Source organism: Mesorhizobium sp. M0598, assembly GCF_040320865.1.
Lineage (GTDB): Bacteria > Pseudomonadota > Alphaproteobacteria > Rhizobiales > Rhizobiaceae > Mesorhizobium.
Genome location: NZ_JAMYQL010000003.1, coordinates 142937 through 153902, shown reverse-complemented (window position 1 = coordinate 153902; position 10966 = coordinate 142937). Strand labels below are relative to the sequence as shown.

The 10966-nt window shown below is 63.0% G+C and carries 9 protein-coding genes; 3 read left to right on the top strand and 6 right to left on the bottom strand.

Annotated features, from left to right (window positions below):
- Positions 1-135: 135 nt before the first annotated feature.
- Complete coding sequence (locus tag NKI59_RS05680) at positions 136-1590, top strand: glutamate synthase subunit beta (protein ID WP_352448228.1); 1455 nt, start codon at positions 136-138, stop codon at positions 1588-1590.
- Positions 1591-1612: 22 nt separating this feature from the next.
- Here the strand turns inward: NKI59_RS05680 and NKI59_RS05675 are convergent, their stop codons facing one another.
- Together NKI59_RS05675 and NKI59_RS05670 are read right to left on the bottom strand one after the other, a co-directional pair.
- On the bottom strand, positions 1613-2860 hold the full coding sequence (locus tag NKI59_RS05675) for an SGNH/GDSL hydrolase family protein (protein ID WP_352702891.1): 1248 nt from the start codon (positions 2858-2860) through the stop codon (positions 1613-1615).
- 26 nt (positions 2861-2886) lie between these two features.
- Complete coding sequence (locus tag NKI59_RS05670) at positions 2887-4113, bottom strand: lytic murein transglycosylase (protein WP_352702888.1); 1227 nt, start codon at positions 4111-4113, stop codon at positions 2887-2889.
- Positions 4114-4320: 207 nt separating this feature from the next.
- On the opposite strand from NKI59_RS05670, the gene galU reads away from it, so the two are divergent.
- The gene (gene galU / locus NKI59_RS05665; RefSeq protein WP_352702886.1) at positions 4321-5226 is read left to right on the top strand and encodes a UTP--glucose-1-phosphate uridylyltransferase GalU; all 906 of its coding nucleotides are present in this window, start codon (positions 4321-4323) and stop codon (positions 5224-5226) included.
- 132 nt (positions 5227-5358) lie between these two features.
- Here the strand turns inward: galU and NKI59_RS05660 are convergent, their stop codons facing one another.
- On the bottom strand, positions 5359-7098 hold the full coding sequence (locus NKI59_RS05660) for an outer membrane beta-barrel protein (protein WP_502901026.1): 1740 nt from the start codon (positions 7096-7098) through the stop codon (positions 5359-5361).
- A gap of 177 nt (positions 7099-7275) precedes the next feature.
- Between NKI59_RS05660 and NKI59_RS05655 the strand changes: the two genes are divergently transcribed.
- Positions 7276-8277 carry a KpsF/GutQ family sugar-phosphate isomerase gene (locus NKI59_RS05655; RefSeq protein ID WP_023675389.1) on the top strand — a complete coding sequence of 334 codons (1002 nt, stop codon included), beginning with the start codon at positions 7276-7278 and terminating at the stop codon, positions 8275-8277.
- Positions 8278-8284: 7 nt separating this feature from the next.
- Here NKI59_RS05655 and NKI59_RS05650 read toward each other — a convergent pair whose 3' ends face one another.
- The 3 genes from NKI59_RS05650 to hemH form a co-directional block, all read right to left on the bottom strand.
- Entirely contained in the window at positions 8285-8749 is a 465-nt protein-coding gene (locus NKI59_RS05650; RefSeq protein WP_352454064.1) for an NfeD family protein, read from the bottom strand.
- Between the two features lie 10 nt (positions 8750-8759).
- Positions 8760-9710: an SPFH domain-containing protein gene (locus NKI59_RS05645; protein ID WP_352702882.1), complete on the bottom strand. Its 951-nt coding sequence runs from the start codon at positions 9708-9710 to the stop codon at positions 8760-8762.
- A 131-nt stretch (positions 9711-9841) separates the two neighbouring features.
- A complete protein-coding gene (gene hemH / locus NKI59_RS05640; protein WP_352702880.1) occupies positions 9842-10906 on the bottom strand; it encodes a ferrochelatase in 1065 nt (354 codons plus the stop codon).
- Positions 10907-10966: the final 60 nt, after the last annotated feature.

The window sequence follows — 10966 nt, the reverse complement described above, 5'->3', positions numbered from 1 at the left end:
ATTGCCGGGAGGCCGTGCGTCCCGGCAACCATCTTCATCAATAATCCTGACCTCGGACTGAAGGTTGCCTCGGCTGCCTTATGAGGTTAACGGGTGCGTCGCCAGGCGTGCCTTCCGGACAGCAGGGACTGGACTATGGGCAAGGTAACAGGGTTTCTCGAGATCGACCGGCAGGTGCACAAGTACCAGCCGGCTTCCGACCGCATCCGGCATTTCCGCGAGTTCACGCTGCCGATGTCGGACAAGGAGGTCGAGAAACAGGCCGCGCGGTGCATGGATTGCGGCATTCCGTATTGCCATGGACCGACCGGCTGCCCGATCCACAACCAGATCCCGGACTGGAACGACCTCGTCTACAATGGCGACTGGGAAAACGCGATCCGCAACCTGCATTCGACCAACAATTTTCCGGAATTTACCGGCCGCATCTGCCCCGCACCTTGCGAGGAAGCCTGCACGCTGAACCTCGAGGATATTCCGGTCGCCATCAAGACGATCGAGCAGGCGATTGCCGACAAAGCCTATGAAACCGGCCATATCCGGCCCTATCCGCCGGAACGGAAGACCGGCAAGCGCGTCGCGATCATCGGCTCGGGGCCGGCAGGCATGGCGGCGGCCCAGCAACTCGGCCGCGCAGGCCATGACGTTCACGTCTATGAGCGCGAGAGCCGGCCGGGCGGGCTGATGCGCTACGGCATCCCCGATTTCAAGATCGAGAAGCATTATATCGACCGGCGCATCGAGCAGATGCAGGGCGAAGGTGTCAGCTTCCATTGCGGCGTCAATGTCGGCGTCGACAAGCCGGTCGCCGAACTGCTCGCCGAATATGATGCCGTGCTCTATTGCGGCGGTTCCGAAACGCCGCGCCCGGCCAACATCCCGGGCGACGATCTCGACGGCGTGCACGACGCGATGCCCTATCTGGTGCAGCAGAACAAGCGTATCGGCGGCGAGCCGATCCAGTCGGTCGCATGGCCGTCGCGCCCGATCGTCGCCGGCGGCCAGCATGTCGTCGTCGTCGGCGGCGGCGACACTGCCTCAGACTGCGTCGGCACCGCCTTCCGCCAGGGCGCTGTGCGCGTCACCCAGCTCGACATCCGGCCGCAGCCGCCGGAAAAGGAAGACAAGCTGTCGGTCTGGCCCTACTGGGCGACCAAGATGCGCACGTCATCGTCGCAGGCCGAAGGCGCCGAGCGCGAATTCCAGGTGGCGACGCTTGAATTCATCGGCGAGGACGGCCAGCTGACCGGGGTCAAATGCTGCGAGGTCGACGAAAAGCGCAAGCCAATCGCCGGCACCGAATTCGTCATCCGCGCCGATCTCGCGTTCATCGCCATCGGCTTTGCCGGGCCAGCCGCTCGCGGGCCGGTCTCGGAACTCGACGGGCAGATGAAGATCGTCACCGACAGCCGCCGTTCGAAGAATGTCGAGGCCAATGACCGGGACTACAGGACCAGCGTCGAAAGGCTCTATGCGGCGGGCGACGTGCGGCGCGGCCAGTCGCTGGTCGTCTGGGCGATCCGCGAGGGCCGCCAGGCGGCGCGCGCCATCGACGAGGCGCTGATGGGATCGAGCGTGCTGCCGCGCTGAGCCCGTTCCGAAGACGTTCTGTTTACTGGCGGATCGCCGTCGTCGTATCGGATGCGGCCGCCGTCGCAGGTTGTGTCTTGGGCGGCCAGGAGAAGTCATCGGCGCGGCCCGGTGAGGCGTCGGGCGCCTTGCCCTCGACGATCAGCCTTTCGCCCGGCAAATTCTTGTCAGCTTTTGCCGGCGGGGCGGCGCCGAGAAGTTCCGAGCCGCCGTCCAGCGCCGGATCGCTGAGCAGCATCGGCACGGTGCGATCGACAGCTATCGGTGCCGCAGCAGGTGCCGGCGCCTCGACGGGAGCGCCGGCCGGGGCAGAAGCCGTCACCACGCTTCCCGGCGCGGCCAGCCCAAGGATCTTCATCAGCGGCTTTTCGGTATAGAAGGCGAGCTTGCGCTTGCCGGCCTTCGACATGTTGATGCCGTCGTCGGAGCGCAGGCGCACCGATTGGCCGTTGATGTCCGGTCCGCTGGTGATGAAGGCGCCGTTCTCGTCGACGAACCCGTCCCAGACGTCGACGAATTCGCCGCCGTGGCTTTCGGCGGACGAGCGGAAGATGTCGTTGAAGGCCAGCATGTCGGAGGTCATTTTCGAGACCCGGAAGGCCGGCATGCCAACCCACAGATACGGCACCTTGGTTGCTGCGATGGCTTTGCCGAACGCTTCGGTCCGGCGCTCGTATTCCTTGGTCCAGGTTTCGGATCGCGGCTGCTCGCGCACATCGCCGACGCGCATCTGCTGCCGGTCGTTGGATCCGAGCATGACGACGACGGCTGCCGGTTTTTCGGCGGCGATCAGCGACTTGACCTGGTCTGGCCAGTTGTAGACATCGTCACGCACGAAGCCGGACGATCCGTTGGCACGGACTACGATCCTGACGCCGGTGTTTTCGGCAAAGGCGGCGTCGAGCCCCTCAGCCAGCCCAGACGCCATGAAATCGCCGACCACCAGAACGACGCGTGCATCCGGCGCCTTCTCGGCCACCGGGGTTGTCGGCTCGGCCGGCGGCGGCCGGTTAACTGACCGGGGCTTTCTCAGCTTGGGCCTGGGCTTTGTTCTCTGGAATTCTCTCTGGAATTCGGGCGGCGGCTGCTCAAACCGCTCGCTTCTGCGCGGAAACAACAGGTCGCGCAGCGACCAGCCACGACTTTCCGGCTCCTGCGCCATGGCCGCGGTATGAAAGGCACTGGCGGCGCCGACTGCCAGAACGGCGATCGCCAGAACGAGGATCGGCACGCGACGAACGATTAACCGGATGCGCGCAGCCGAAACCAATCACCCTCTCCATCCCGCAACCGGCTCTAGTTCTGCCTGAGCCATTTGAGCACTTCCTTGCTCGGATACCCGTCCTGGGTCAAGCCAGCCTTTGCCTGGAAGGCCATGATGGCGGTTTTCGATCCGTCACCGATCTTGCCGTCGAACTTGCCGTCGTAATAGCCGTGCTCGGAAAGTCGCTTCTGAAGCTCCTGCCTTTCCTCGAAGGAGAGCTTGGTAAACGGTCGCTTCCAGTCCTGCACAAGCCCGCCATAGCCGGCAATTTCGTCGGCAAGAAGGCCCACGGCGAGCGCATATTTGTCGGCATTGTTGTAACGCTTGATGACCGAGAAATTCTTGATCATCAGGAAAGCCGGCCCGCCGCTGCCGCCGGGCAGCTTCAACGTCGCCTTGTCCGCACCGTTCTTGAACGGCTTGCCGTTGGCACGGCTGACCCCCAGCGCCTGCCATTGCGACAGCGACTTCGAGCCTCCGGGCAGCTTCTTGCCGTCCGGAAGGCTGACCTCATAACCCCAGGTCTTGCCTGCCTGCCAGCCGTTCTTCCTCAGCAAATTGGCGGCTGTCGCCAGTGCGTCGGGAATCGAATTCCAGATGTCGCGCTTGCCGTTGCCGTCCATATCGACCGCATAGGACTGGTAGCTGGTGGGGATGAACTGGGTATGGCCCATCGCGCCGGCCCATGAGCCGCTGAGATGGCTTTCGTCGATGTCGCCGGTCTGCAGGATCTTCAGCGCCGCGATCAACTGGGTGCGGGCAAATTTCGCTCGCTTCGGATCGGCATAACCAAGCGTCGCCAGCGAGCGCACCACATTGCGCATGATATCATCGCGCTTGAGGGTTTCGCCGTAGTTAGATTCCATAGACCAGATGGCCAGCAGGATGTAGCGGTCGACGCCGTATCTTGCCTCGATCCTGTCCAGCCAAGGCTTCCATTTCCTTGCCATCTGCTGGCCGACGGCGACCGACTGGTCATGGACGCGGTTGTCGAAATAATCCCAAGCGGGTGCGGTGAATTCGGGTTGAGTACGGGCCTTTTCCAGCACCACCGGGTCAGCATCGTTGATGCCCTTGAATGCCTGGTCGTAGACGGAGCCGGAAACGCCGCTCGCCACGGCGGTAGCACGGAAGCTGGCGACCCATTGGCGGAAGCCGGCATCGGCAAAAGCCGACCCGCTGGGCATGAGCAAGGCAAGCGAGAGGCTGGCGGCCGTCAGGACGCTGGTGAAGCGCCTTGCGGCGTTGCGAACGGACATCTTTTCCTCCTTCTTCATCTCAGGAAGACTATTCATCGCCGAACCCGGTTAGCATTTGGTTTACCATAGGTGCCGTCCGGGGTGAAAAGATGCGTCAATGCTTTACCAGCTGAGATTTCTGACCCGCCGTTCAGTAATCCTCGATTTCGGCATGAAAATGTCTCGAATCGGGATTGCCGAACAGGCATGCAAATGGATAATTGGCACATGAAGAGAGTTCGCAAGGCAGTGTTCCCGGTTGCCGGTCTCGGCACGCGCTTTCTCCCCGCCACCAAGGCCATTCCCAAGGAAATGCTGACGGTCGTCGACAGGCCGGTCATCCAGTATGTGGTCGATGAGGCGCGCGAAGCCGGGATCGAGCATTTCATCTTTGTGACCGGCCGCAACAAGGCGGTCATCGAGGATCACTTCGATGTCCAATTCGAGCTCTACGACACGCTTGCGCAGCGCGGCAAGGACGACCAGCTCGCCCGCCTGCAGCGGCTGCAGCCGGCGCCGGGGCAGACCAGCTTCACCCGCCAGCAGGTACCGCTCGGCCTTGGTCACGCCGTCTGGTGCGCGCGCGAGCTCGTCGGCGACGAGCCCTTTGCGCTGCTGTTGCCCGACATGATCATGCAGTCGGAAAAAAGCTGCATGAAGGACATGGTCGAGCTTTACGCCGAGACCGGCAACAACATCGTCGCCGTGCAGGAATGCGATCCGGCCGAGGCGCACAAATACGGCATTGTCGGCCGCGGCGAGGACGCGCATCACGGTTTCCGCATCACCGGCATGGTGGAAAAGCCGAAGACCGGCACGGCGCCGTCGAACCTCTACATCAACGGGCGCTATATCCTGCAGCCGGAGATATTCGAGATACTCGAAGGTCAGGAAAAAGGCGCCGGCAACGAGATCCAGCTCACCGATGCAATGCTGAAGCTGCAGAAGCAACAGCCCTTCTACGGCTACCACTACCGCGGGCGAACGTTCGACTGCGGCTCGCCCGAAGGCTTCGTCGAGGCCAACGTTGCCTTCGCACTGTGGCGCAGAGACATGAATGCCAGCATGGCCGGTGTCATTCGCACGCTTCTCGACGAACTCGCGCCGCCAGAACGCCGCGGCGTAGCCTTGTAGTTTCAACACCGGTTGCCGCGCTGATCGGCTAAAGCGCGCCGCGTTCGACCGGCCTCATGCGACGCGCTTTAGGTTCTTGTTTTACGCAAGTCGTTATCGCAAAACCGCTGCACACTTTTGCGCGACATGCATTTAGCGCTGCAACTTCAAGCCGACGAAGATACTGTTGGCCGTGTAGTCGCGCCCAACCAGGTTGCTGGTCAGTTTTTCAGTCCTGGCGCGGGTGGTGAGCCCGGTGTAGCGGTTCAGCCACCACGTCAGCCCAGCCTCGGCGCTCAGCGTTAAATCATGATCGTCGGAGCCGGTATAGTCGCGCCATTCAAGGCCGAGAGCGGCATTTCCGGTCAGGTTGGCGCGGATCTGCCGCTCGCCGGTGAGGCTGCCGGAATAGAGCATGTCGCCGCTTTCGCCCGCATTCGTCGTGTTCTCGGCGGTCGTCTGTGCAGTGAGCCCGATCGTGGTGCCGCGTTCCGGCGACCATTTGAGATCGGCATTGACCGTCGCGCCCGAAATAGCCGGCAGGGCATCGTCGTCGATAGCTTCGCGCAGCCAGCCGACCGAGAACTCGCCGGCAAGCTTCTCGCGGAGATCGAGCTCGACGCCGGCCCGTGCGCCAAGCCTGGTCGAGGAGCGCTGGAAGCCGTTTGGATCGACGCGCAAATCATAAGCGCGCCGGCCGATCTCGATTTCGGTGAACGGGGTGATGGCAGGCGAGATCTCGTAACCGGTACGCAAAATGGCCGTGTAGAGCGTCGAGTCGCGGCCCTTCTGCGACAGCGATCCGCCCGACGAAAGCTTGGCGTCGCCAAAGATGTCGTGCTCGACCGCGCCGGTCAGCGCGAAGCGCATTTTGCCGGCATCCTTCTCGACGGCGAGACTGCCGTTCACGGTCTGGCGCACCGGCTGGCCAACGGCGCCGACGACCGCGTCCGGCGCCGAGGCCGATTCGGGCAAGGCCTCATAGCCCAGCTTGGCGATGGCGCGCAGATCATTGTCGAGATCGATGTTGAGTGTGCCGTCGACGCGGCCTTGCGCCTCGTGAATGTCATAGCCGGACAAGGTTTCGCGGAAGATGCCATAGCCCTCAACCGTCGCCGAATTCTCCCGCCAGTCGGAGACGGCGTTGAAGCGCAGCGTCGTTTCCGACAGCAAGGCCGGCTTGCCGAGGCTGCTCGAATCGGCGTTTGTCGAAGACGTCAGGCCTTGCTCGAGCGTCGGCCGGATCACGAAGGAGCCGAGCTTGATGCCGGTGGCGGCGAACGGGTCGTCCTCGTTCTTCTTGTCCTGGCCTTCGATGGCTTCGGTGCGCTCGGCGCCGGGGTCGAGCTTGAGCCTCTCGGCGGAATCGATGGTGACGGCACGGCGGTTGACCGTATCCTGCTCGTCTATGGCGGCGGTATCGGTGTCGTCGGTCGCCGCCGCGGCTGCAGTCGCGGTTCTCTTGCGCTTCTGGCTGTCAGCGGTCTCGTCTTCGGCGTTGGCCGCATTGGCGGCGCGTTGCGTCGCGCTTGGCCGCCGTCGGGGGGGCGGAGCAGGGTTGTCGGGAAATGGGTCGCCGCTGGCCGCTGGTTGATCGAAAGTGCCGCCGGTTGTGGCCGCCTCGCCCGTGCCGTCGTCAGGCAACGCCCCTTGGCTGGCCGGGCGATAGGTAGGCAGCGGCGTATTGTCGTTGGCGGTTGCAGCAGCCTGTGCGGCTTGGGTTCCGGCTATGCTCGATTGCCTGATCTTGTACTGCTGGTCGTCCAGGATTGTCGATTCCGAAACCTCGCCGCGCAGCTCGGTTTCCTGGGCGCAAAGCAGTGCCGGCCGCGACAACGCAAAGACACTGGTTGCCAGCAGCAAAGCGCAGACCGCCTTGCCCTTTCGTCCCATTTTGTTTTGAAGCTGAAACCCGGACATCGGCACCACTGCTTGCGCGGCGCACGCGCGCCATACTTACGAAACCGTAAATGGGGATGGTTAACGGAGCGTTGAGGCATGGCCCGTCAGGAGGTTCGGAACGGCAATTCCGTTGGACAGGCGCGCGCCGAAGCGCTAATCGCATCGTCCATGGACGTGAAATCCCCAGACAGGAAGCGGCATGACGGGCAGGCCGCGATTGCCTCGGCGCTGAGAACCGTGGCGACGGAGCAGGCCGGCGTCGCGGCACTGGCAGACGCTCTCGAAAACGGGCTGGCCGAGCCGTTCGCACGAGCCGTCGGCATGGTGTCGCAGATCGATGGCCGCGTCATCGTCACCGGGGTCGGCAAAAGCGGCCATATCGGCTCGAAGATCGCCGCAACGCTCGCCTCGACCGGCACGCCGGCCTTTTTCGTCCACCCTGCCGAAGCCAATCACGGCGACCTTGGCATGATCGCCAGAAACGACGCCATAATCGCGCTTTCGTGGTCGGGCGAAAGCCTTGAGCTCAAGGGCATCATCGCCTATTCGAGGCGCTTCTCGATCCCGCTGGTCGCGGTCACCGCGGGCGAAAAATCGGCTCTGGCGCGCGCGGCCGACGTTGTGCTTCTGCTGCCGCGAGCACCGGAAGCCTGCCCGCACGGGCTTGCGCCGACGACCTCGACACTATTGCAAATGGTGATGGGCGATGCGCTGGCCATCGCGCTGCTCGAGGCACGCGGCTTCACCCCGGACCATTTCCGCACGTTCCATCCCGGCGGCCAGCTCGGAGCCAACCTGACGCAGATCCGCGAGATCATGCATGTCGGCGACAGGCTGCCGCTGGTGTCGTCAGGTACCGGCATGCGCGAGGCAATCCTCGAATTGTCGCGCAAGGGGTTTGGCTGCGTGGCCGTGACTGCCGCGGACGGCAAGCTGATCGGCATCATCACCGATGGCGACATCAGGCGCCATATCGGCAGCGATCTCCTGGCCATGAGCGTCGATCAGGTGATGACCAGAGAGCCGAAAATGGCCGCGCCCGACACGCTTGTTGCGACGGCGCTGCAGACGATCAACGACTCGGCCATTACCAGCCTGATGGTGGTCGAAGGCAGGCGGCCGATCGGGCTCGTCCATCTGCACGACCTGCTGCGTATCGGTGCTGCCTAGCGGGCTTCTAGACCGCCTCGACCGTCAGTTCCAGGTCGGTATCAGCGGCGCCCGTCACGCGCACTTGCGTGCCGGCCGGCAGGTCAGGGCCGGAGACGCGCCACAACGTGTCGCCCAGCTTTATGCGGCCGCGCCCGTCCTTGATCGGCTCGGCAAGGGTCGCCGTCCGGCCGACCATCTGTGCGCCGCGACGGTTGAGCAGGGGCTGGTCGGTTTCATCATGGCGCCCGCCCACCAGCCGCTTGCCGACATAGGCCGAGACCAGCGACAGCGCGAGGAAGGCGAGGACCTGGACTTGCCAGGTCCAGAAACCGGCATCCCAGATGAGCAGTGAGACGACGCCGATCAACAGCGCGGCAATGCCGATCCACAGCATGAAAATGCCCGGCGCGATGACCTCCATTACCAGCAGGACGAAGCCGAGGACCATCCAGCTCCACGGGCCGAGTTCGGAAACAATGCGGTCGAGCATGGCTGTAGCCTCAGGTTTCGCTCGGACGAACGACCGGCGGGCGGGCGGCCTGTCGTGCGGCACCGGCGGTGCCTTCGCTTCGGAAAACTTCCTTGGCGATTTCGCCAATACCGCCGAGCGTGCCGATCAGCGATGAGGCCTCCATCGGCATCAGCACGAGCTTGCTATTTGTCGCTGAGCCGATCTTGGTCAGCGCTTCGGTGTATTTCAGCGCGACGAAGTAGTTGAGCGCCTGCACGTCGCCTTTGGAAATAGCCTCCGACACCACCTGCGTGGCGCGTGCTTCAGCCTCGGCCGAGCGCTCGCGCGCCTCGGCATCGCGGAAGGCGGCTTCCTTGCGGCCTTCGGCCTCCAGGATCTGCGATTGCTTGAGGCCTTCGGCGGCGAGGATCTGCGCGCGCTTATTGCGCTCGGCCATCATCTGTCGGCCCATCGATTCGACGAGATTGGCCGGCGGGTTGATGTCCTTGATCTCGACACGAGTGATCTTGATGCCCCAGGGATGCGCCGCCTCGTCAACGACGCGCAGCAGGCGCTCGTTGATGGCGTCGCGGTTCGACAAAAGTTCGTCGAGGTCCATCGAGCCCATCACGGTGCGGATGTTGGTCATCGTGAGATTGAGAATCGCATTCTGCAGGCCGGAGACCTGGTAGGCGGCCTGCGCCGCGTTGAGCACCTGATAGAAGGCGATGCCATCGACGGCAACGGTGGCATTGTCGCGGGTGATGATCTCCTGCGTCGGAACGTCGAGCACCTGCTCCATCATGTTCATCTTGGCGCCGACACGGTCGACGAAAGGCACGATCAGGTTGAGGCCTGGGTTCAATGTCTTGGTGTAACGGCCAAAACGTTCGACGGTATAATTATAGCCTTGCGGAATTGTTCGGATGCCCTTGACAAGCACCAGCACGACAAGGGCGACAAGAACAAGAAGCGCGATATCAAAACCACTGAAACCCATTTGGCTCTCCCCTCAAAGGCCGGCCATGTTGGATATTCCACGCGACCGATTCCCATCAAACACTTAAGTGTGTTTCAGCAATGTTACAATCAGGTGATCACGGATTGCGGGTGCATAGACGGGTGATCTGTTCAGGCCCAGCCGGACAGCTCGCGCCGCACCATCGTCTCGATCACCGCCATGCCCTCGGCACTGTCGTTGAGGCAAGGGATGTGTGCGAAATTTTCGCCGCCGGCATGATGGAAGGTCTCGGACGCTTCCCTGCCGATCTCGTCCAGCGTCTCGATGCAGTCGACGGAAAATCCTGGATTGACGATGGCGACCGATTTCACGCCTTCGCGCCCTAGTCTTTCGACCGTCTTGTCGGTGTAGGGCTGCAGCCACTCCTGCGCGCCGAAGCGCGACTGGAAGGTGGTAATCAGCTTGTTTTCATCCCAGCCGAGCTTTTCGCGCAGCAGTCGGGTGGTCTCGAGGCAATGGGCCTGGTAGGGGTCGCCCTTGTCGGAATAGGGTTTCGGAATGCCGTGATAGGAAGCGATGACAATTTCCGGTTCGAATCCGAGGCTCGCCAGATGCTTTTCGATCGAACGGGCGAGCGCCTCGATATAGGCCGGCTCGTTGTAATAGGGTGGCACGCTGCGAATGGCCGGGGCGCGGCGCATCTTCATCAGCGCGCGAAACAGCTGGTCGTTGGCAGTCGCAGTCGTCGTCGCCGAATATTGCGGATAGAGCGGGAAAGACAGGATGCGGTCGCAGCCTTGCTCGACCAGTCTCTCGGCCACGCTCTCGGTCGAAGGGTTGCCGTAGCGCATCGCCCAGTCGACGACGACATTGGGTAGCTCGCCGAGCGCGAGCCCGAGCTTCTCGGCCTGGGCGCGGGTGTAGGTTCGCAGCGGCGACTCGTTGCGCTCCCGGTTCCATATCCTGGCATAGTTGGCCCCTGATTTCTTCGGCCGGGTGGTGAGGACCACGCCGTAGAGGATCGGATACCAGATCGCCTTGTTGAGCTCGATGACGCGCGGATCGGACAGGAACTCCCGGAGGTAGCGCCACATCGGCTTGAACCCGGTGCCGTCCGGGGTGCCGAGATTGATCAGCATGACACCGACCTTGCCAGTCCTGACCAGAGGGCGCCCTGCCGACGGCGAGGCGGCAGTCTTCTCGGCTTTGATTTCAGCAGGGTTGGCAAGCGTCATAAGGTTCTCCAACACCGCGAACCAACGGTGCCGCGGCGAAAGTAGCGATGCCGCGCCGGT